Source organism: Streptomyces sp. NRRL F-5126 (assembly GCF_000721265.1).
In the GTDB taxonomy this organism is placed as follows: Bacteria; Actinomycetota; Actinomycetes; order Streptomycetales; family Streptomycetaceae; genus Streptomyces.
Genome location: NZ_JOFZ01000009.1, coordinates 52,279 through 73,697 on the forward strand (window position 1 = coordinate 52,279; position 21,419 = coordinate 73,697).

General features: G+C 70.8%; 21 protein-coding genes. 10 read left to right on the plus strand and 11 right to left on the minus strand.

The features are described 5' to 3' along the window. The first annotated feature begins 31 nt into the window (after positions 1 to 31). From folP to IH48_RS0120405, 5 genes are all read left to right on the plus strand, one after another. Positions 32 to 901, plus strand: coding sequence for a dihydropteroate synthase (gene folP, locus IH48_RS0120385; RefSeq protein WP_030906361.1), 870 nt, complete (start codon positions 32 to 34; stop codon positions 899 to 901). Next, positions 898 to 1,428 carry a nuclear transport factor 2 family protein gene (locus tag IH48_RS0120390; protein WP_051840246.1) on the plus strand — a complete coding sequence of 177 codons (531 nt, stop codon included), beginning with the start codon at positions 898 to 900 and terminating at the stop codon, positions 1,426 to 1,428. The genes folP and IH48_RS0120390 overlap by 4 nt, the downstream gene beginning before the upstream one ends. 188 nt (positions 1,429 to 1,616) lie before the next feature. Further along, positions 1,617 to 1,976, plus strand: a complete 360-nt coding sequence (folB, locus tag IH48_RS0120395; protein WP_030906366.1) for a dihydroneopterin aldolase — start codon at positions 1,617 to 1,619, stop codon at positions 1,974 to 1,976. Then, on the plus strand, positions 1,862 to 2,596 hold the full coding sequence (folK, locus tag IH48_RS0120400; RefSeq protein ID WP_420705515.1) for a 2-amino-4-hydroxy-6-hydroxymethyldihydropteridine diphosphokinase: 735 nt from the start codon (positions 1,862 to 1,864) through the stop codon (positions 2,594 to 2,596). The genes folB and folK overlap by 115 nt, the downstream gene beginning before the upstream one ends. 67 nt (positions 2,597 to 2,663) lie before the next feature. After that, on the plus strand, positions 2,664 to 3,152 hold the full coding sequence (locus IH48_RS0120405) for a DUF3180 domain-containing protein (RefSeq protein ID WP_030906371.1): 489 nt from the start codon (positions 2,664 to 2,666) through the stop codon (positions 3,150 to 3,152). Between the two features lie 36 nt (positions 3,153 to 3,188). On the opposite strand, the gene folE is transcribed toward IH48_RS0120405, so the two are convergent. The 6 genes from folE to dacB form a co-directional block, all read right to left on the minus strand. Continuing rightward, positions 3,189 to 3,794 (minus strand): GTP cyclohydrolase I FolE, encoded by a 606-nt coding sequence (folE, locus tag IH48_RS0120410; RefSeq protein WP_030906374.1) that lies wholly within the window; start codon positions 3,792 to 3,794, stop codon positions 3,189 to 3,191. Positions 3,795 to 3,910: 116 nt separating this feature from the next. Then, entirely contained in the window at positions 3,911 to 5,944 is a 2,034-nt protein-coding gene (gene ftsH / locus IH48_RS0120415) for an ATP-dependent zinc metalloprotease FtsH (RefSeq protein WP_030906377.1), read from the minus strand. Positions 5,945 to 6,205: 261 nt separating this feature from the next. Next, positions 6,206 to 6,760, minus strand: a complete 555-nt coding sequence (gene hpt, locus IH48_RS0120420) for a hypoxanthine phosphoribosyltransferase (protein ID WP_030906380.1) — start codon at positions 6,758 to 6,760, stop codon at positions 6,206 to 6,208. 59 nt (positions 6,761 to 6,819) lie between these two features. Beyond that, positions 6,820 to 7,860, minus strand: a complete 1,041-nt coding sequence (tilS, locus tag IH48_RS0120425; RefSeq protein ID WP_030906382.1) for a tRNA lysidine(34) synthetase TilS — start codon at positions 7,858 to 7,860, stop codon at positions 6,820 to 6,822. A 209-nt stretch (positions 7,861 to 8,069) separates the two neighbouring features. Further along, positions 8,070 to 9,200 (minus strand): zinc-dependent metalloprotease, encoded by a 1,131-nt coding sequence (locus IH48_RS0120430; RefSeq protein ID WP_030906384.1) that lies wholly within the window; start codon positions 9,198 to 9,200, stop codon positions 8,070 to 8,072. Between the two features lie 91 nt (positions 9,201 to 9,291). Further along, the gene (dacB, locus tag IH48_RS0120435) at positions 9,292 to 10,758 is read right to left on the minus strand and encodes a D-alanyl-D-alanine carboxypeptidase/D-alanyl-D-alanine-endopeptidase (RefSeq protein ID WP_030906388.1); all 1,467 of its coding nucleotides are present in this window, start codon (positions 10,756 to 10,758) and stop codon (positions 9,292 to 9,294) included. A gap of 166 nt (positions 10,759 to 10,924) precedes the next feature. Between dacB and IH48_RS0120440 the strand changes: the two genes are divergently transcribed. After that, positions 10,925 to 11,422 carry an inorganic diphosphatase gene (locus IH48_RS0120440; protein WP_030906391.1) on the plus strand — a complete coding sequence of 166 codons (498 nt, stop codon included), beginning with the start codon at positions 10,925 to 10,927 and terminating at the stop codon, positions 11,420 to 11,422. 204 nt (positions 11,423 to 11,626) lie between these two features. Next, positions 11,627 to 13,267 carry a threonine/serine ThrE exporter family protein gene (locus tag IH48_RS0120445; protein WP_030906394.1) on the plus strand — a complete coding sequence of 547 codons (1,641 nt, stop codon included), beginning with the start codon at positions 11,627 to 11,629 and terminating at the stop codon, positions 13,265 to 13,267. 36 nt (positions 13,268 to 13,303) lie between these two features. Here IH48_RS0120445 and IH48_RS35155 read toward each other — a convergent pair whose 3' ends face one another. After that, complete coding sequence (locus tag IH48_RS35155; protein ID WP_199809982.1) at positions 13,304 to 14,683, minus strand: DedA family protein; 1,380 nt, start codon at positions 14,681 to 14,683, stop codon at positions 13,304 to 13,306. Between the two features lie 213 nt (positions 14,684 to 14,896). Here IH48_RS35155 and IH48_RS0120455 point away from each other — a divergent pair, with 213 nt between their 5' ends. Next, the gene (locus tag IH48_RS0120455) at positions 14,897 to 15,268 is read left to right on the plus strand and encodes a YbjQ family protein (protein ID WP_030906399.1); all 372 of its coding nucleotides are present in this window, start codon (positions 14,897 to 14,899) and stop codon (positions 15,266 to 15,268) included. An 80-nt stretch (positions 15,269 to 15,348) separates the two neighbouring features. Continuing rightward, complete coding sequence (locus tag IH48_RS0120460) at positions 15,349 to 16,788, plus strand: glutamate decarboxylase (RefSeq protein WP_030906402.1); 1,440 nt, start codon at positions 15,349 to 15,351, stop codon at positions 16,786 to 16,788. Positions 16,789 to 16,813: 25 nt separating this feature from the next. On the opposite strand, the gene IH48_RS0120465 is transcribed toward IH48_RS0120460, so the two are convergent. Further along, entirely contained in the window at positions 16,814 to 18,280 is a 1,467-nt protein-coding gene (locus tag IH48_RS0120465) for an aldehyde dehydrogenase family protein (RefSeq protein WP_030906405.1), read from the minus strand. A gap of 74 nt (positions 18,281 to 18,354) precedes the next feature. Further along, positions 18,355 to 19,224, minus strand: coding sequence for a helix-turn-helix domain-containing protein (locus IH48_RS0120470; protein WP_030906408.1), 870 nt, complete (start codon positions 19,222 to 19,224; stop codon positions 18,355 to 18,357). Positions 19,225 to 19,555: 331 nt separating this feature from the next. On the opposite strand from IH48_RS0120470, the gene IH48_RS0120475 reads away from it, so the two are divergent. Continuing rightward, on the plus strand, positions 19,556 to 20,080 hold the full coding sequence (locus IH48_RS0120475; RefSeq protein ID WP_037842732.1) for an ATP-binding protein: 525 nt from the start codon (positions 19,556 to 19,558) through the stop codon (positions 20,078 to 20,080). Between the two features lie 73 nt (positions 20,081 to 20,153). Here the strand turns inward: IH48_RS0120475 and IH48_RS0120480 are convergent, their stop codons facing one another. Both IH48_RS0120480 and IH48_RS0120485 read right to left on the minus strand, forming a co-directional pair. Continuing rightward, positions 20,154 to 20,396: a DUF397 domain-containing protein gene (locus IH48_RS0120480; RefSeq protein WP_030906415.1), complete on the minus strand. Its 243-nt coding sequence runs from the start codon at positions 20,394 to 20,396 to the stop codon at positions 20,154 to 20,156. Positions 20,397 to 20,689: 293 nt separating this feature from the next. After that, positions 20,690 to 21,379: a DUF4232 domain-containing protein gene (locus IH48_RS0120485; RefSeq protein ID WP_030906419.1), complete on the minus strand. Its 690-nt coding sequence runs from the start codon at positions 21,377 to 21,379 to the stop codon at positions 20,690 to 20,692. Between the last annotated feature and the right edge of the window lie 40 nt (positions 21,380 to 21,419).

A 21,419-nucleotide genomic window follows, 5' to 3' on the forward strand; every position in this document is an offset into this window, starting at 1 on the left:
GGCGCGGGGGTCCACGCTCTAGGGTGGGCACATGGAGACCACGACGACGAGTGGGCGCGGCACGGTCGAGGGGCTGCCCGGATGGGACCGGTGCGCGGTCATGGGCGTCGTCAATGTGACGCCTGACTCGTTCTCCGACGGCGGGCGGTTCTTCGACACCACGGCGGCCGTGAAACACGGCCTCGACCTCGTCGCGCAGGGCGCCGACCTGGTCGACGTCGGGGGCGAGTCGACCCGTCCTGGCGCCAGCCGCGTCGACGAGGACGAGGAGCTGCGGCGCGTGCTGCCCGTGGTGCGCGGGCTCGCCTCCGAGGGCGTCGTCGTATCGGTGGACACCATGCGTGCGAGCGTCGCGGACCGGGCGGTCGCCGCGGGCGCCGTCCTCGTCAACGACGTGAGCGGCGGCCTCGCCGACCCGGCGATGGTGCCCGCCGTGGCAGCGGCCGGCGTCCCCTTCGTCGTCATGCACTGGCGCGGCTTCAGCGAGAGCATGAACAGCCGCGCCGTCTACGGCGACGTCGTGGCCGAGGTGCGCGACGAGCTGCGGGCGCGGATGGACGCCGTGGTCGACGGCGGGATCCGGCCAGAACTGCTGATCATCGACCCCGGACTCGGCTTCGCGAAGAAGGGCGCGCACGACCTCGCGCTCATCGCCCGCCAGGACGAGCTGCGGGCGCTCGGCAGGCCGCTGCTGGTCGCTGCCTCCCGCAAGAGGTTCCTCGGCCGCGTCCTGGCGGGGGACGAGGGCGCGCCGCCGCCGGCGCGCGAGCGCGACGCCGCCACGGCGGCCGTCTCCGCCATCGCCGCCTCGCACGGCGCCTGGGCCGTCCGGGTCCACGAGGTACGGGCCACCGCCGACGCGGTACGCGTCGCGCGCGCGATCGAGGGGGCGGCGAAATGACCGAGAACCGCGGCACGGCACCCACGGACAGCGAGTTGGTCGAGCGCACGAACACCGCGTTCTACGAGGCCATGGAACGCGGCGACCTGGAGGTACTGTCCTCGCTCTGGATCTCGGAGGGCGACGACGGCGCGGACGGCTCGGAGGACCTGACGCCGTCCTGCGTGCACGCGGGCTGGCCGGTGCTGACAGGCCGCGGCGAGGTACTCCGCTCCTACGCGCTGATCATGGCGAACACCGAGTACATCCAGTTCTTCCTGACGGACGTGACGGTCGCGGTGGCCGCCGACACCGCGCTCGTCACCTGCACGGAGAACATCCTCAGCGGAGCGCCGCCCGAGGAGGGCTCGGAGCTGGGGCCGCTGGTCGGCCAGCTCGTCGTCGCGACGAACGTGTTCCGCAGGACGTCCAGTGGCTGGAAGCTGTGGTCGCACCACGCGTCGCCGGTACTGGCCGAGACAGACGACAGCGACAACGGCGACACCGGCGGCGACGACAACGGCGGACTCGACGAATCACCCGCCTGAGTGGGGCTGCCGGCCCACGGGGGTTGGCCGGCCCGGGCACGGGGTATGGGCGCCGCTACCCCCGCATACCCGGGCCCCGAGAGCCAGTGCTGTCAGTGCCCGACGGTAGATTCGAACGAAAGTGCCCGACGGCGGCAACGCCGCCGCGCACGTCCGACGACCGACGACAGCAGGAGTGAGTGATTCGCGTGGATCGTGTCGCGCTGCGCGGCCTCAGGGCCCGAGGGCACCACGGCGTCTTCCCCCATGAGCGGGAAGAGGGCCAGACGTTCGTGGTCGACGTGGTGCTCGGCCTCGACACCAGCCGGGCGGCGGCCGACGACGACCTCGCGAAGACCGTGCACTACGGCATCGTGGCCGAGGAGGTCGTGGCCGTAGTCGAGGGGGATCCCGTCGATCTGATCGAGACGTTGGCGGAGCGCATCGCCCAGCAGTGCCTGAAGCACGGCGGCGTGCTGGAGGTGGAGGTGACGCTCCACAAGCCGGAGGCGCCCATCACCGTGCCCTTCGACGACGTCACCATCACCATCACCCGGAGCCGAGTATGAGCAAGCACGACGCGTACGGCACGGGCGGGGCGCAGAGCGACCCCACTGTGCAGCCGGTGCCGGCGTCCGTGATCGCGCAAGTGGACGCGGCGGACATGACGCTCTCCAACCCGAAACGCGCGGTGCTCGCGCTGGGCTCCAACCTGGGCAACCGCCTGGAGACGCTGCAGGGCGCGGTGGACGCGCTGGAGGACACACCCGGCGTGCGGGTCAAGGCGGTCTCGCCCGTCTACGAGACGGAGCCGTGGGGCGTCGAGCCGGGCAGCCAGCCCTCGTACTTCAACGCCGTCGTCCTCGTGAAGACCACGCTGCCCCCGTCGTCGCTGCTGGAGCGCGGCCAGGCCATCGAGGAGGCGTTCGACCGGGTGCGCACCGAGCGGTGGGGCCCGCGCACGATCGACGTCGACATCCTCGCCTACGGGGATGTCGTCTCCGACGACCCGGTGCTGACGCTGCCGCATCCCAGGGCGCACCAGCGCGCCTTCGTCCTCGTGCCGTGGCACGACGTGGACCCCGAGGCGCGGGTGCCGGGCCGCGGCGCGGTCACGGAGCTGCTGACCGCGGTCGGCCAGGACGGCGTCGAGGCCCGCGCCGACCTGGAACTCCGTCTCCCCGAATAGATCGCGCCGCCCACCGGTTAGGCTCGGGTCTGACCTTGCGGCACATTCTCGAAGGGCGGCTTCCCGGGTGAGGCAGTTGCGGATCGGCGTCCTGGCCGGGATCCTCGTGGCGGTCGGCGTCCTGTCGTGGGGCGGCGCGCGCCTGTGGGACTCGCTGGGCAATCTGCCGAGCGTGCCGGCGGGCGCACCGATCGTGCTGGCCGCCATCGCCGTGATCCTCGTCGCCACGGCGCTCTCCATCCGCGCGCGCCTGCGCGCCCAGCGCGAGCGCAGGCCCGACGCCAAGGGTGTCGACCCGCTGGTCGCCGCACGGGCGGTGGTTTTCGGCCAGGCGGCGGCGCTCGTCGCGGCGCTCGTGGCGGGCATGTACGGCGGTACGTGCGTCTTCCTGCTGACCCAGCTGTCCATCCCCGCGCGCCGCGACCAGGCGATCTACGCCGGGTTCTCGCTGCTCGCGGGGGTCGGCGTGATCGCCGCCGCGATCTTCCTGGAGCGGGTGTGCAAGCTGCCGGACGACGACGAGGACGACGACCACAGGACGGGCGCCGGCGCCTAGGCGGCGGCCCGCCCCGGCGCCCGGCGCGCCGGGACCTCAGCGCGCGAGGATCAGGCTCATCGCCTCCGCGCGCGTGGTGGCGTCGCGCAGCTGCCCGCGCACCGCGGACGTGATGGTCTTCGACCCCGGCTTGCGTATCCCGCGGACCGACATGCACATGTGCTCGGCCTCGATCACCACGATCGCGCCGCGCGCCTCGAGGATCCGCACCAGCGAGTCCGCGACCTGCGTGGTCAGCCGCTCCTGCACCTGCGGGCGGCGCGCGTAGACGTCGACGAGGCGCGCCAGCTTCGAAAGACCGGTGATCTTGCCGCTCTCCGCGGGGATGTAGCCGATGTGCGCGACGCCGTGGAACGGCAGCAGGTGGTGCTCGCACAGCGAGACGATCTCGATGTCCTTGACCAGGACCATCTCGTCGTGGCCGAGGTCGAACGTCGTCGTCAGGACGTCCTCGGGCTCCTGCCAGAGCCCCGCGAGTATCTCCTTGTACGCACGCGCCACCCGGCCGGGGGTGGCGCGCAGCCCCTCACGGTCCGGGTCCTCGCCAATCGCCATGAGCAGTTCGCGCACGGCGTTCTCGGCGCGCTTCTCGTCGAACTCGCCGATCGGGCCCTCGCCGTCCAGCGTCACCGGGTCCGTCATGTGTTCCTCGTTCCTGTGCAAGACAATGCCGCGCCCCCCAAGGCTAGGCCGTGTACACCTGGAACCTGGGGGGCGCGGCAGACATTCCGGACCGGACGTGGCCGGTCACACACCCGTCAGTTGTCGGGGCGCTCCTCCGGGACCTGCTCCGTCGGCGTCTGAGTGCCCTTCGTCAGCGACGCGGGGCCGTTGCCGTTGGTGCCGGCCGCGCCGTTGGTCAGCGCGAGCTCCTTCGGCGAGAGCACCGGCGGGCGCGTCGACGGCGTGCGCCGCGTGGAGCCCGTCCACGCGGGGCGCATGGGGCGCTTGACGACGGTGGAGAAGATCTCGGCGATCTGCTCCTTGCCGAGCGTCTCCTTCTCCAGCAGCGCGAGCACGAGGTTGTCGAGGACGTCCCGGTTCTCGACCAGGATCTCCCACGCCTCGTTGTGCGCGGTCTCGATGAGCTTCTTGACCTCTTCGTCGACGAGCGCCGCGACCTCTTCCGAGTAGTCGCGCTGGTGACCCATCTCACGGCCGAGGAACGGCTCGCTGTCGCTGTTGCCGAACTTGATCGCGCCGAGGCGCTCCGTCATGCCGTACTGCGTGACCATCGCCTTGGCCGTGGACGTGGCCTTCTCGATGTCGTTGGCAGCGCCGGTGGTCGGGTCGTGGAAGACGAGCTCCTCCGCCGCGCGCCCGCCCAGCATGTACGCGAGCTGGTCGAGCATCTCGTTGCGCGTCGTGGAGTACTTGTCCTCGTCCGGCAGGACCATCGTGTAGCCGAGGGCACGGCCTCTGGAGAGGATCGTGATCTTGTGGACCGGGTCGGAGTTCGGTGAGGCCGCCGCGACCAGGGCGTGTCCGCCCTCGTGGTACGCGGTGATCTTCTTCTCCTTCTCGGACATGATCCGGGTCTTCTTCTGCGGGCCGGCCACGACGCGGTCGATCGCCTCGTCCAGGAAGTGGTTGTTGACCAGCTTCTGGTCGCTGCGCGCGGTCAGCAGCGCCGCCTCGTTCAGCACGTTCGCCAGGTCCGCACCGGTGAAGCCGGGCGTACGGCGGGCGACGGCGCCGAGGTCGACGTCGGGCGCGACGGGCTTGCCCTTCTGGTGGACCTTGAGGATCTCCAGACGGCCCTGCATGTCCGGGCGGTCGACGGCGATCTGCCGGTCGAACCGGCCGGGGCGCAGCAGCGCGGGGTCGAGGATGTCGGGCCGGTTCGTGGCGGCGATCAGGATGACGCCGCCCTTCACGTCGAAGCCGTCCATCTCGACCAGCAGCTGGTTCAGCGTCTGCTCGCGCTCGTCGTGGCCACCGCCGAGGCCCGCGCCGCGGTGCCGGCCGACGGCGTCGATCTCGTCGACGAACACGATCGCCGGGGCGTTCGTCTTCGCCTGCTCGAACAGGTCGCGCACCCGGGAGGCACCGACACCGACGAACATCTCGACGAAGTCGGAACCCGAGATCGAGTAGAACGGCACTCCCGCCTCGCCCGCGACGGCGCGCGCGAGAAGCGTCTTGCCCGTTCCCGGCGGGCCGTACAGCAGCACGCCCTTCGGGATCTTGGCGCCGACCGCCTGGAACTTCGAGGGCTCCTGGAGGAACTCCTTGATCTCCTGCAACTCCTCGACGGCCTCGTCCGAGCCGGCGACGTCGGCGAAGGTCGTCTTCGGGGTGTCCTTGGTGATGAGCTTGGCCTTGGACTTCCCGAACTGCATGACACGGGAGCCGCCGCCCTGCATCTGGTTCATCAGGAACAGGAACACCACGACCAGCAGCACGAACGGCAGCAGCGAGAGCACGACCGAGAGGAACGGGCTCTGCTTCGAGGGCGAGACCGTGTATCCCTTGTCGATCTTGCCTGCGTTGAACTTCTGCTGCAGTTCCTTGGCGAGCGCCGAGCCCTGGCTGCCGATGTAGCTGGCCTGGATCTTGTCGCTGCCCGCTACCTTCTGACCGCTCTTGAGATCAACCTTGACGACTTGATCGTCGCCAGTGGTCAGCTTGACCTGATCGACCTGGTTCTTGTCGATCGCCTGAACGACCTGGCCGGTGTCCACCGTCTTGTAGCCGCCTCCTGTGGAGACGACATTCATCAACACGACCACGGCGAGGACGGCCAGCACGATCCACATGACCGGCCCACGGAAGTATCGCTTCACGTCCATCCATACGAGGCGGTGACGCCCCGTCCCTCCTGCCCGTAGGTAAATGCTGCTGTGAGATAAAGACTGCTCTTCGGACGGTACCCCAGCATCAGCGATCGCGATCGCACGGTGCTGGTGACAAACCCGCCTTCCCCTGCTCCAACGCGGGGAGCCGGGGAGTGGTTCCCGAGGCAACCATGATGTGTGCGCATCAGCCGCACGCGAAACCGGGCCCGCGGGCCGACGTCACGCGGAGGGGAGCGTCACGCTCCCCCCGCCTGGTCAGCCGCCGTAGACGTGGGGCGCGAGCGTACCCACGAAGGGCATGTTGCGGTACTTCTCAGCGTAGTCGAGCCCGTAACCGACGACGAAGGCGTTCGGGATGTCGAATCCGATCCACTTCACGTCGATGGCGACCTTTGCGGCATCCGGCTTACGCAGCAGGGTGCAGACCTCCAGCGAGGCCGGCTCGCGCGAGCCCAGGTTGGACAGCAGCCACGACAGCGTGAGGCCCGAGTCGATGATGTCCTCGACGATCAGGACGTGCTTGCCCTTGATGTCCGTGTCCAGGTCCTTCAGGATCCGCACGACGCCCGAGGACTGGGTGCCCGCGCCGTACGAGGAGACGGCCATCCAGTCCATCGTCACGGGGGTGGACAGCGCGCGGGCCAGATCCGCCATCACCATCACGGCGCCCTTGAGCACTCCGACCAGGAGCAGGTCCTTGCCCGCGTACTCCGCGTCGATCTTCGCGGCCAGCTCCGCCAGCTTCGCGTCGATCTCTTTTTTGGTGATGAGCACCGACTGCAGGTCGGAGCCCAGGTCCTTGTCGTCCACCAATTCCACTTTCGTCGTCCGGCGTCCGCTGGCCAGGCCCGTACAGAAGCGTTGGCTTCTCAGCCCTGCCGGATGACCAGTCTGCCACCCTGCCTCCGCGCCTCGACGCGGCCCGGCAGGTTGATGCCCGACTGGCCGCGCCAGCCCGTGATCAGGCGGTCCACCTCCTCGATGTGGCGCGCGAACAGCGAGCCCGCGGGGGCGCCCGCGGTGATGGCCGCCTTGCGCAGCACGCGGCGGCGCACGGCGGGGGGCAGCGCGAACAGCTTGTCGATCTCCAGCTGCCCCGCGTCGTCACGCACGGACGACTCGGCGTCGGCCGCCCACGCGTCCAGCGCGTCCGCGTCGTCGCGGGAGAGCTGCGCGGTGCGGGCCAGGGCCTCCACGACGCCCTTGCCGAGCGCCTTCTCCAGGGCGGGCAGGCCCTCCTGGCGCAGGCGCGAGCGCGTGTACGCCGGGTCCACGTTGTGCGGGTCGTCCCAGACGGGCACGGACTGCGTCAGGCACGCCGTGCGCACCGTCTGCCGGTCGAGCTGGAGGAACGGGCGGCGGTAGCGGCGGCCCGTGCCTGACACGGCGGCCATGCCGGACAGGGAGCGGGTGCCGGAGCCCCGCGCGAGGCCGAGGAGGACGGTCTCGGCCTGGTCGTCGCGCGTGTGGGCGAGGAGTACGGCGGCGGCGCCGTGCCGCTCGGCGGCGGCGTCGAGGGCGGCGTAGCGCGCGTCACGCGCGGCGGCCTCGGGCCCGCCGTCCGTGCCGACGTCGACGGCGACGGCTTCGACGGGGTCGAGCCCCATCGCGGTGAGCCGGGCGACGACCTCGGCCGCGCGGATGTCGGACCCGCCCTGCAGGCGGTGGTCGACGGTGACGCCGCCCGCCCTGACGCCGAGCTTGGGCGCTTCGAAGGCGAGGGCGGAGGCGAGGCCCATCGAGTCGGCGCCGCCCGAGCAGGCGACGAGGACCAGCGGGCCGGGGGCGGCGGACGCGGGCCCGCGCGCGGCGGAACCGGCAACGGCGAACGCCGATTGGTCGGTGAGGATGTCATGGAGAACGCGGCGGACCGCCAGGCGTATCGCCGCGACCGCAGGATGGGGACCCATGTCCGGTGCCCTTCGTGAAAATGTCTACGGGGGGGGTTCGGTCGTGTCCCGTGTGCACATCGGGACGGGATTCGTCACTGAGAGTGCGTTGATGGTGACAGAACCGAGCCAATACCCGAGCATCGCACGCCTAGCCAGCCCTTACGGTCCCTCGGACGGGTGATAGCGGAGGCGTGCATCTGCCACGGACCCCGCCGTACCGCACGGCCTCATGCCCGGTGCACGCGCGCGATCCAGTCCGCCGGCTTGGCGATCTCCGCCTTCGTGGGCAGCGTGTTCGGCGACGTCCAGACCCGGTTGAAGCCGTCCATGCCGACCTCGTCGACGACGGCGCGCACGAACCGCTCGCCGTCACGGTACTGGCGCAGCTTCGCGTCGAGGCCGAGCAGCTTGCGCAGCGCCTGGTCGAGGCGGCTCGCGCCGCGCGCCCTGCGCTGCTGGAACTTCTCCCTGATCTCGGCGACGCTCGGCACGACCTGCGGCCCCACACCGTCCATCACGTAGTCCGCGTGTCCTTCGAGCAGCGACATCACGGCCGTCAGGCGGCCGAGCACCTCGCGCTGGCCCGGCGTCTGGACGAGCTCGACGAGGCTGGGCGACTCCTCACGCTCCTCGCCCTCCGCGCCGTCCTGGCGGTTGCCCGTGAGGGACTGGGCGGCCTCCCTGAGCCGCTCCAGCATCGTCGCCGGGTCGACGTCCGTCTCGCTGAGGAAGGACTGGATCTCGCCCTTCAGGTGGTCGTTCAGCCAGGGCACGCCGGTGAACTGGGTGCGGTGCGTCTCCTCGTGGAGCGTCACCCAGAGCCTGAAGTCGTGTGGCTCCACGTCCAGTTCGCGCTCGACGTGGACGATGTTCGGCGCGACGAGCAGCAGCCTGCCGCCGCGCTCCTCGCCCGCGGGCAGGTCGCGCCCGGCGGGCGCGAACGTCTCGTACTGGCCGAGCACGCGCGAGGCCATGAACGACAGCAGCATGCCCAGTTCGACACCGGTGACCTTGCCGCCGACCGCACCGAGCACGGCGCCGCCCGGGGTGCCGGAGCGCCGCTCCTGCACCTTCTCGAACAGCGGCTTGAGCAGCTCGCGGAAACCCTCCACATTGGCCTTCACCCAGCCGGGCCTGTCGACCACGAGCACGGGCGTGTCCGCGGGCCGGTGCTCCTCGGGAATCATCCGCGTGTACGCGCGTACGTGCTCCTCGGCCGCCTTCGCGTGCCGTCGCAGCTCGGCGACGATCTCGCGCGCCTCGTCCCTGCTCACCTCGGGACCCGGACGCATGAGGCGGGTCGCGGTCGCCACCGCGAGATTCCAGTCGACCATCCCGGCACCACCCATGCTCGTCATGTGTCAACCGTACGTGGTCGAGCCCGGGTGCGGCGGGGTGCGGCCGCCCGGATTCTTCCCTGAGACGCGACCCTGAGACGCGCGCCCGGCGTCACGGCAGCAGGACCGTGGAGACCTTGTCGAGTGCCGCTTCCGCCGTCGTGGGATTCGGGGTCCCGTTCGCCATGAACGCGAACGCGAGCAGCCGTCCGTTCGCGTCGACGACCGTGCCCGCGAGGGTGTTCACGCCCGTCAGCGTGCCCGTCTTCGCGCGGATCAGCCCGTCGGCCGGCGCCTCGTGCGCGTACCTGCCAAGCAGCGTGCCGCGGAAGCCCGCGATGGGCAGGCCCGTCAGCACGGAACGCAGTCGCGGGTGGGCGGGGTCGGCGTCGCGGGTGAGGAGCGAGGTCAGCAGGTTCGCGGTGACCTTGTCCTTGCGGTTGAGGCCGCTGCCGTCGTTGAAGACCGTCCCCTTCAGCGGCATGCCGATCTTCGCGAGCTGCTCGCGCACGGCCTTCGCGCCGCCCGCGAAGCTCGCCGGCAGGTGCTTGGCGAGCGCGGTCTGACGGGCCATCGCCTCGGCGATGTCGTTGTCGCTGTCGGTCAGCGCACGCTCGATCAGATCCGAGATGGGCGCCGAGTAGGAGACGGCAAGGCGCTCGGCGTCCTTCGGCGCCTTCGCGGGAGCCGACGCCGTGGCGGCCGTGATCCCGCGCGCGTGCAGGAGGCGCGCGAAAGCCTTGGCCGTGTCGCCCGCGGGGTCGTTGGAGCGGAGCGCAGGCCCGCCGGTGCTCTTGTCGAGCCGTCCCTCGTTCAGCGTCAGGGCCACGACGGGCGCGATGTTCTCGTTGCGGCCGATGGGGTGAACGCGCGGCCCCGAGTAGAGGGAGACGTCGTAACCGAGGCGCACCTTGTGCACGCCCTTCTTCTTGAGGGCGCGCGCGGTGTCGTCGGCGAGGGTGCCGAGCGCCTCGCGGTCGAGGCTGGGGTCGCCGCCGCCCACCAGGGTGATGCGGCCGTCGTCCCCGCCGTCCGCCACCACGGTCGTCGGGATGCGATGGCCGGGGCCGACTGCGGACAGCGCCGCCGTCATCGTCGCGAGCTTCACCGTGGACGCGGGCGTCATCGGGCGGTCCGCGTTCTTCGCGTAGAGCCGCTTGCCGGTCGCCACGTCCACGACGCAGCCCGACGCCGTGCCGAGCGCCGGGTCGGCGAGGAGCGGCCCGAGCGCCTTCCCGAGGCCCATCGGCGCCTCGTCCGCCTCCGCCTGGGCGCCCGTGTGCGTGTGCGTACCGTCGCCCGAGCCCGCGGGGTCCCCGGTGGAACGCCCGCTGCCTTCGCCGTCGCCCAGCGCGGTCAGGACGGGCCCGGCGCTCGGCGCCGGCTTGGGAGCCGCCGCCCCCGGCGCCGGGGCGCCGTGCTGCGCGCCGCCCGCGCCGCCCTGTCCGGCCGCCCACGCCCGTTCGGCCCTGCGCTGACCGCCGTCCCAGGGACCGGCCGCCGCCACCGCGCCCGCGGCGGCCAGCAGGCCGACGACGGCGGAACCCGCCGTGACCTGCCAGGCTTTCCGATCGAGCACGGCTGACCAGCCCCTTTCGCGACCCCACGACCTCGTGGGGGACACTTAACCACTGCGTCACGCACCGCGCCCGTCGTCCCTGCCAGGGGGGCGGCGCAGAGCACCGTCGCCACCGTCACATCCGCACGCGTCACAACCGCCTGTGTTGATCTTGGAGGAACCCCCCGTGGAGTTCGACGTCACCATCGAGATCCCCAAGGGATCGCGGAACAAGTACGAGGTGGACCACGAGACCGGCCGGATCCGCCTCGACCGTCGTCTCTTCACCTCGACCATGTACCCCGCCGACTACGGGTTCGTCGAGAACACCCTCGGAGAGGACGGCGACCCGCTGGACGCGCTCGTCCTCCTGGACGAGCCGACGTTCCCCGGCTGCCTCATCAAGTGCCGTGCCATCGGCATGTTCCGCATGACGGACGAGGCGGGCGGCGACGACAAGCTGCTGTGCGTGCCCGCGTCGGACCCGCGCGTGGAGCACCTGAAGGACATCCACAACGTCTCCGAGTTCGACCGCATGGAGATCCAGCACTTCTTCGAGGTCTACAAGGACCTGGAGCCCGGCAAGTCCGTCGAGGGCGCCGACTGGGTGGGCCGAGCCGAGGCCGAGGCCGAGATCGACGCCTCGCGCAAGCGCCTTGAGGCGCAGGGCGGGGCGCACCACTGAGCGTGCGCCGGGCGCGCGGGAAGCGCGGCCGGCGCACGCCCTGAGCGCGTACGAGCACGGCCCGGACGGGCGGTGCGCCTGACGGCAGGCGCGCCGCCCGTTCGCGTGCTGTGCGGCGATTGTCGGCGTGTCCCGGGTGCGGTACGTGCGCATACTGGGCAGACGCGGCAGGAGGCCGTGCGAGTAAGGAACGAGGCGTGACGAGTGGCCGATCCTGACGGGCCCGAGGACCCGAGGCCTCCCTCCGAAGAGGCGCACAGCGCCTTCACCCCGCCCCTCGGCGTGCCGCGGCCGCCCGTACCCGAGGACGAGAGCCCCACGTCGGAGTTCGCGATCCCCGAGGGCGTGAACACGCAGCCGCCCACGCCCCTGCCGTCGTTCACGCGGACGTCGACGCTGCCGACGGCCTTCACGCCCGCCGAGGGCGTGCCCATGGTGCGCCTCACCAAGGAGGCGCCCTGGCAGGACCGCATGCGCACGCTCCTGCGCATGCCCGTGGGCGACAGGCCGCTGCCGGAGATCGTGCAGCGGCACGACGTCACGGGGCCCGCGGTGCCGCGCGTGCTCGACCTGACGCTGCGCATCGGCGAACTGCTGCTCGCGGGCGGCGAGGGCGCCGAGGACGTGGAGGCGGCGATGTTCGCCGTGAGCCACGCGTACGGCCTCGAACGCAGCGAGCCGAACGTGACGTTCACGCTCATCTCGATCTCCCACCAGCCCTCGCTGGTGGAGGACCCGGTGACGGCGAGCCGCGTGGTGCGGCGGCGCGGCACCGACTACACGCGCCTGTCCGCCGTGTTCGACCTCGTCGACGACATCACCAACGAGGACGAGGACGTCACGCTGGAGGAGGCGTACCGCCGGCTCGCGTCCATCAGGCGCAACCGCCACCCTTACCCCGGCTGGGCGCTGACGGCGGCCAACGGCGTGCTCGCCGGCTCGGCCGCCGTGCTCGTCGGCGGGGACTTCGTCGTCTTCGTGGCGGCGCTGATCGGCGCCATGCTCGGCGACCGGCTGGCGTGGCTGTGCGCGGGGCGCGGGCTGCCGGAGTTCTACCAGTTCGTGGTCGCCGCCATGCCGCCGGCCGCGATAGGTGTGGCGCTGACGCTGCTCGGGTCGTGGGTCGCCTGGGACGGCAAGCCGTCCGCGGTGATCACCGGTGGCCTGTTCGCGCTGCTGCCGGGGCGCGCGCTGGTCGCGGGCGTGCAGGACGGCCTGACGGGGTACTACATCACGGCCGCGGCTCGGCTGCTCGAAGTCATGTACTTCTTCATCGCCATCGTGATCGGCGTGCTGATCGTGCTGTACCTGGGCGTGCGCCTGGACGCGCAGCTCAACCCGGAGACCGCGCCCGTCGACTCGAACCGGCCCGTGGTGCAGATCATCGTGTCCGTGACGCTGAGCCTCGCGTTCGCCGTGCTGCTGCAGCAGGAGCGGCGGACGGTGCTGATGGTGTCGCTCAACGGCGGCGTCGCGTGGCTGGTCTACGGGTCGATGCACAACACGGCGCACATCTCCCCGGTCGCGGCGACGGCGGTCGCGGCGGGCCTCGTGGGGCTGTTCGGCCAGCTGTTCTCGCGCTACCAGTTCTCCAGCGCGCTGCCGTACGTGACGGCCGCGATCGGGCCGCTGCTGCCGGGCTCAGCGACGTACTTCGGCCTGCTCGGCATCGCACACAACGAGCTCGACCATGGGCTCGCTTCCCTGTCGAAGGCCGTGGCGCTCGCGCTGGCCATCGCGGTGGGCGTCAACCTCGGGGGCGAGATCTCCCGGCTGTTCCTGCGGGCGCCGGGTGCCACGCGCGGGTCGGCACGGCGGGCGGCGAAGCGTACGCGCGGGTTCTGACGTCCGGGCGTGGCCGGGGCGCCGCGGGCCCGCCGGTCAGTAACGGCGCGGGTCGCGGCCCTGGCGGTCGTCGTCGGGAGCCTGAGGGGCCTGGCCTCCCTGGCCGTAGGGCTCCTGCTGATCGGGCTGCTGCGGTTGCTGGTGCTGCGGTTGCTGGTGCTGCGGTTGCTGGTGCTGCGGGTGGCCGTAGCCGTTCTGGTTGTAGGCGTACGCGTTCTGGTCGTAGCCGCCCGCCTGGCCGTACTGCTGCTGGTAGCCCTGCTGCTGGTAGCCCTGGTATCCGGGGGACGCGGCCTGCTGCTGCCCGGCATAGCCGTACTGCTGGGGCTGGGGGTACTGCTGTGGCGCTTGCTGGTACTGCTGCTGGTACTCCTGCTGCCCGTACGCCGCCGGCTGCTGCTGCTGCTGATAGCCCTGCTGCTGATACTGCTGCTGCCCGTACGCGGCCTGCTGCGGCTGCGGCTGGTAGCCCTGCTGCTGCGGCTGCTGCTGTTGCGGCTGCTGCTGGTACTGCTGCCCGGCCGGGTAGCCGGCCGCCGGCTGCCCCGCGGCGGCCACGCCCCAGCCTCCGGCCCGGGGGGCCTGCGCGTAGGGGCCCCGGTCGTCGTGACGGCCCTGGCCGCCGCCCTCGCCGTGGTGCCCGTCGCCGCCCGGCCGGTCCGCGGGGTCGGGCAGCTCGGAGAGCGAGGGCATCGGCATCGTCGACGTCGGGTCGGCCTGACGCCCGGGGTCCTGCGCCGACGGCGCCGACGGCGCGGAGGGCGACGAGGCGGGCGGCTCCCCCACCCCGTCCTTGTCCGCCTTGCCCCTGGACCTCAGGTACTCGATCGCGATGGGGATGACGGAGACGACGACGATCGCGACGAGGATCAGCTCGATGTGGCCCGCCACGAAGGAGACCTTGCCGAGCACCGCGCCGAGCACCGAGACGCCGATGCCCCAGAGCCCGCCGCCGATCACGTTGAAGATCAGGAAGGACCGGTAGTCCATCCTGCTGACGCCCGCGATGATCGGCGTGAACGTCCGCACGATGGGCACGAAGCGGGCGAGGATCAGCGACTTCGGTCCGTGCTTCTCGAAGAAGGCGTGCGCCTTCTCGACGTTCTCCTGCTTGAACAGCCGGGAGTCGGGCCGCTTGAACAGGGCGGGCCCGACCTTGCGCCCGAACAGGAAGCCGACCTGGTCGCCGAGCGCCGCCGCGAACCACACCAGCAGGCACAGCAGCCACAGCGGTGTGCCGAGTTTGCCCGTCGCCACGAGGAGGCCCGCGGTGAAGAGCAGCGAGTCGCCCGGCAGGAAGAACCCGATGAGCAGCCCGGACTCGGCGAAGACGACGATCAGGAGGCCGATGACGCCGAAGGTCGAGATCAGGTGATCGGGATCCATCCAGCTTGGGCCGAGAGCGAGGGTGGTCACGTGTTCCGGACTCCTGAGTCGGTGGTCGGTCGACCGCCGACGGCGGTCGTGCGTACCGGTCGGCGTCGCGCCGGGGATCCAATGCCTGTCACGGCACTGGCGTCCGTCGGCTGCCCAAAGCTATCAACGCCTGCGCGAGCCCCCTGGTTCCACCCGGCGCCGTGGGGCAGTTGCTGGTACGAAGGTCCTCACACCGGTGAAAGGACGGGTCCCATGCCCATCGAGGATTACAGCGGCGGCGTCAGCAGCGAGACGGATGTGATCGTCGTCACGACGAATGACGTACCCGGGTACCAGGTGCAGGAGGTCGTCGGCGAGATCTTCGGCCTGACCGTGCGCTCGCGCCACATGGGCTCCCAGATCGGCGCGGGCCTGAAGTCGATGGTGGGCGGTGAGCTCAGAGGGCTGACGAAGACGCTCGTCGCCACGCGCAACCAGGCGATGGAGCGCCTCATCGAGGCGGCACGCGCGCGCGGCGCCAACGCCGTCCTGATGATGCGCTTCGACGTGACGGACGCGGCGCAGGTGGGCACGGAGGTCTGCGCGTACGGCACGGCGGCCGTGGTGGCGAAGACCACGCCCTGACGTGTCCGCCGCGGCGGGGGCGCCGCCGCGTTCGTATGCTCTCGCCCAGTTGGACGCACCCGTCACGAGGAGATCCACCGATGACACTGCACCAGGGCGGCAACGACAGCAGCCGCGCCGCCACCGCCGCATCGTCCGACGAGGTGAGGAGGCTGTCGCTCAACCCCTTCTACGGGGCGGCCGACCCGGTCGGCGACATGAACGCCGCGCCGCCCACCCACCAGCTGCCCGACGGCCCCATGCCGCCCGCGACCGCCTACCAGCTCGTGCACGACGAGCTGATGCTCGACGGCAACTCGCGGCTCAACCTCGCCACGTTCGTCACCACCTGGATGGAACCCCAGGCGGACGTCCTGATGAGCGAGTGCCGCGACAAGAACATGATCGACAAGGACGAGTACCCGCGCACCGCCGAGCTGGAGCGGCGCTGCGTGACGATGCTCGCCGACCTGTGGCACGCGCCTGATCCGTCGCGTGCCGTCGGCTGCTCCACCACCGGTTCCAGCGAGGCCTGCATGCTCGCCGGCATGGCGCTCAAGCGCCGCTGGGCGAAGAAGAACGCCGACCGATACCCGGCGACCGCGCGGCCCAACCTGGTGATGGGCATCAACGTGCAGGTCTGCTGGGACAAGTTCTGCGACTTCTGGGAAGTCGAGATGCGCCAGGTGCCCATGGAGGGCGACCGCTTCCACCTCGACCCGGCCGCCGCTGCCGAGCTGTGCGACGAGAACACCATCGGCGTGGTCGCCGTGCTCGGGTCGACGTTCGACGGCTCCTACGAGCCCGTGGCGGAGCTGTGCGCGGTGCTCGACGACCTCCAGCGGCGCACCGGGCTCGACATCCCCGTCCATGTCGACGGCGCGTCGGGCGCGATGGTCGCGCCGTTCCTCGACGAGGACCTGGTGTGGGACTTCCGGCTGCCGCGCGTCTCGTCCATCAACACCTCGGGCCACAAGTACGGCCTCGTCTACCCGGGCGTGGGATGGGCGCTGTGGCGCTCCCAGGAGGAGCTGCCCGAGGAGCTGGTGTTCAAGGTGAACTACCTGGGCGGCGACATGCCGACGTTCGCGCTCAACTTCTCGCGTCCCGGCGCGCAGGTGGTCGCGCAGTACTACACGTTCCTGCGCCTGGGCAGGGACGGCTACCGCGCCGTGCAGCAGACGTCACGGGACATCGCCACGGGCCTCGCCCGGCGCATCGACGAGTTCGGCGACTTCCGGCTGCTCACGAAGGGCGACCAGCTGCCGGTCTTCGCCTTCACCACGGCCGAACACGTCACGAACTTCGACGTGTTCGACGTCTCGCGGCGGCTGCGGGAGAGCGGCTGGCTGGTGCCGGCGTACACGTTCCCCAAGAACCGCGAGGACCTGGCGGTGCTGCGCGTGGTCTGCCGCAACGGCTTCTCCGCCGACCTCGCCAACCTGCTCGTCGCGGACCTGGAGCGGCTGCTGCCCGAACTGCGCGAGCAGGACCGCCCTCTCTCGCGCGACAAGGCGGCGGCCACCTCGTTCCACCACTGACGGCCGCCGGGCGCCGGCGGGCCGCCTAGAGCGGCACCTCGGGCATGTCCTCGCGCACCGACACCCACTGCTCCGTGCTGAACAGGTCGACCGAGTGCCTGCCGTTGAGCCTGCCGAGCCCGGAGAGGCCCTCGCCGCCGAACATGACGGTGACGTCCTGGAGGTTGGTCGTGCTGTTCACGTGGACCATGCCCGCGCCGATGCGGCGCGCCACGCGGACCCCGCGCTCCAGGTCCGCCGTGTGCACGGCCGTCGTCAGGCCGTACGGCGTATCGTTGGCCATCCGGACACCGTCCTCCTCGCCGTCGAACGCGGCGAGGAGGGCGACGGGTCCGAATATTTCCTGCCGCATCACCGGCGACTGCTCCGGCAGGCCCGTCAGCACGGTCGGCTCGACGAAGTTGCCGTACGACGCCCCGTGGACGAGCGCCGTGGCGCCCTCGTCCAGCGCCTGCTTGACGATCGTCCTGACCGCGTCCACCTGCTTGGCGTTGATGAGCGGGCCGAGGTGGGTGCCGGGATCCTTCGGGTCGCCGACCTTCAGCGCCCGGACGGCCGCGACGAACTTCTCGGTGAACTCGGCCTCCACCGAGCGGTCGACCAGGATCCTGTTGGCCGCCATGCAGACCTGCCCCTGGTAGAAGAACCGGCTGCTGACGGCGGCCCTGACCGCGTAGTCGAGGCGCTCGCCGCGCACGTCGTCCAGGACCACGAAGGCCGCGTTGTTGCTGAGCTGCAGCGCCGTGCGCTTCAGGTGGCGCGCCGCCAGCTCGGCGACGTGGCGGCCGACGGCGTCGGAGCCCGCGAACGAGATCACCTTGGGCACCGGGTGCTCGATCAGCGCGTCGCCGATCTCCGCGATGTCCGTGATCAGTATGTTGAGCAGACCGGCGGGCAGCCCGGCCTCCTCGAAGATCTTCGCGACCATCCCGCCGCCCGAGATGGGCGAGTTCTGGTTCGGCTTGAGCACGACCGCGTTGCCGAGCGCCAGCGCGGGCGCCACCGACATGAGCGCCGTGGCCAGCGGGAAGTTGTAGGGGCTCAGGACGGTCACGACCCCGACCGGTCTGCGGAACACCCGGTTCTCCCGGCCCGCCTCGGGCGAGGGGAAGAGCGCACCGTCCGCCGCGACCGCCATCGACATCGCCGCGCGCAGGTGCTCGCACGCGGAGTCCAGCTCGACTGCCGACTTGGCGCGGTTCCCGCCCAGCTCGGCGGTGAGCACCTCGGCGAACTCCTCCGCGCGGTCCTCGATCACCCGCACCGCGCGCTCGAAGACCCGCCTGCGGTCGTACGGGCTCGACCTGGCCCAGCCGTCCTGCGCGCGCCGTGCCGCCTCGTACGCGGCGTCGACCTCTTTCACCGTGGCGACCGTGATCGCGGCGAGCTTCTCGCCGGTGTACGGGTCGAAGTCGATGATGTCCCACGAGCCGGTGCCGGCCCGCCACTCCCCGTCGATGTACTGGTGGCCCAGTTCGGTGAAGGAGGACATGTGATCCCTTTGCCGGCAGTGAGGGGTTGGGCGTCCGCTCAGGACGCCTGAGTGGGCCTCATCGTACTGATTCCTCAGTACCGTTGGAGCATTTCGCGCAGAAGGTCCCGGCTCTCGTCCGCTCCCGGGCACTCGCTGGTGAGCGAGTCCATGACACCGGTGTAGAGGCCGACCTCCTCCGCCTTGTCGATGTAGAGCGCGCTCGTCAGCTGCTCCGTGTAGACGACGTCGGAGAGGTCGGGCTCCGGGAACGTCAGCAGGGAGAAGGCGCCGGTCTCCGCCGTGTGCCCGCCGTAGCTGAACGGCATCACCTGGAGGGTGACGTTCGGGTGTTCCGACATCTCGACCAGGTGTTCCAGCTGATCCCTCATCACCTCGCGCCCGCCGTAGGGGCGGTGCAGCGCGGCCTCGTCGAGCACGGCGTGGAACCGCGGCGCGTGCTCGGACACCAGCTTCTTCTGCCGCTCCAGACGCAGCGCGACCCTGCGGTCTATCTCCTCGCGCTGCTCCTGCGGATCCTTCATGCCCTGGGTGATGACGGCCTGCGCGTAGCCCTCCGTCTGCAGCAGGCCGTGCACGAACTGCACCTCGAAGACGCGGATCACCGACGCCGCGGCCTCAAGGCCCACGTACGTCGGGAACCAGCCGGGCAGGACGTCGCTGTAACTGTGCCACCAGCCCGCCACGTTGGCCTCACGCGCGAGGCCGAGCAGCGCCGAGCGCTCGCGCTCCTCGCTGACGCCGTAGAGCGTCAACAGGTCCTCGATGTCCCGCGTCTTGAAGCTCACCCGTCCCAACTCCATCCGGCTGATCTTGGATTCGGACGCGCGGATCGAGTAGCCGGCGGCCTCACGGGTGATGCCGCGCGCCTCGCGCAGACGCCTCAACTGCGAGCCCAGCAAGATGCGCCGCACCACGGAACCGCCCGATTCGGTTGCGGTCACGTTGTCAACCCTCCCCATCCCATGCCGTCTGCCGGAGCCCCCGGACCCCGACTGCCGGATTGTGCCATCAAAACGCTTCGGGGCGTACTCATCCGGTTACGGAAATGACGAACCCTGGAAGAAGCGGCCGGAAGAGACGGCAAGAGACCCGCCCGATAAAGGGGATTAAGAAGGACAAATCAACACACAACAGTCATGTGCACGTGCATCTGCCCTTGCATCCGCAGCCCGCATTCGGAACCATGGCTCACGCGCACCCCTCGCGGCCACACCGCTGCCCGTATCCACCGCCGGGCCCCGGCACGGCCGCCGGAACCCGGGAGAGCCTCGCATGGGGACGAATGGATCGACTGTGCTCGCGCCGTTGCGGCAGGGCCTTCCGCCGATCGACCCCTCAGGCGCGGCAGGAGCCGCCTCGTGCGCGCTGCCCGCCCGGTACGAGGCAGTCCGCTCGGCGCGGGAGTTCACGCGCACGACGCTCGGGGAGTGGACGCTCGACGACCGGTTCGACGACATCGCGCTCGTCGTCTCCGAACTCGTCACGAACGCGCTGCGCCACGCGCTGCCGGGCGGGGCGGTGGTGCCGGGCCAGGAGCGGCCCGTGCGCCTGCACCTGATGCGGTGGAACACGCGGCTCGTGTGCGCGGTGCGCGATCCGAGCCGGGAGAGCCCCGAGGCGCGTGAGGCCGACGAGGACTGCGCGGCGGAGTCGGGGCGCGGCCTGTTCCTCGTCGAGTCGTTCAGCGACAGCTGGGGGTGGCACCCCCTGACGGGGACGCTGAACGGCAAGGTGGTGTGGGCGGTCTTCTCGCTTCAGGCGCCGGCGGTGGCTCCACCGAGGACCGCTGAGGCCTGAGGCGGCCGGCAGGGCCACGTACAAGGCGGCGTACGCGGCGGCGTACGAACGAAGTCCGCACGCCGCCGTGCGCTCAGTTCGCGGCGGCCAGGTGGTCGAATTCGCCGGCCTTCACGCCGAGGAGCATGGCCTCGATTTCCGCAGGCGTGTACACGAGTGCGGGCCCGTCCGGAAAGCGGGAATTGCGCACCGCGACCTCACCGCCCGGCAGTTTGGCGAACTCCACACAGGTCCCCTGGGAGTTGCTGAAACCGCTCTTCTGCCACGCCACGTCGGGCAGCTCCGCCGCCGCCATGCCGTTGTACACGTGTCGCACAGGTTGCTCCTGGGAGTTGCTGGATACCGCTGACAACTGGGCGGGATCATAGCCGTGTTCACGCGCTTCTGCATGAGCAAATGCACGTGCACGGTCGGTGTCGACGCGATTACGAACGCTAAGGAGCTTTCCCGGTGCACTGAGTGAACACCTTGTTCGAGTGCGGGAACGAACCCCGGCTGCGGACAGGGCGCACGGTACGGCAGCAAAGGCTTTTCCTGTACCCCGAATTCCGCCTTGCCGCCGCCCTTTCTCCTCCTTCTCCGCTCTCCTCACTCTCCGGTAAGACGGTGTTACTTACCCGCGCCGACGGGGTCGACGGTGATGCCGGGGCCGCTGGAGCTGTCGCTGACGGGGATGTTGATGCCGGTGGGCACCGTGTGGGAGTGGGTCTCGTTGGGCGGGGTGATGATCAGCTTCGTGAAGGTGACGCCGGAGCCGCCGGTGTGGTTGGGCGGGTAGTGCAGCGTGAAGTGCGTCTCCTGCCCGGCGGCCAGCTTCACGGTGGGCACGCTCATGGCCGAGCGCGTGGCGTGCTCGGTGCCGTATTGGCTCTTGAGGTCCACGCCGGGGAAGCCGTGCATCGCACAGGCGGTGGCACCGGTGTTCTTCAGATTGACGAGGAGTTCGCCCTCTGCCATGCCGCCCGAGGTGGTGAAGGCCAGGTTCGCCGTCTTGCAGGCGCTCCCAGATGTCGAGCCCGTGCCACCTCCCGTACCGGATCCCGTGTCCTTGCCAGAGCCGGCGGCGGCGTTCGAGCCGGACGCGCTGCCCCCGGAGCCCGAGGCCGGGGCGGAGGCCGAGCCGGAGCCGTCGGAGGGGGCGCCCAGGGGCGTGCCGCCGTCTCCCGGCGACGCACCGGCGGCCGCCCCGGCGCTGCCGCCGGAGTCACTGCCGCCGGAGTCACTGCCGCCGCAGGCAGTGAGCGAGAAGCTCGCCGCGACGGCGACCAGTGCGAGCGCCGACATCTTCTTCACGTTCATGTTCTTCCTCACCAGGTCGGGTACCTCTCCACCTGCTTGG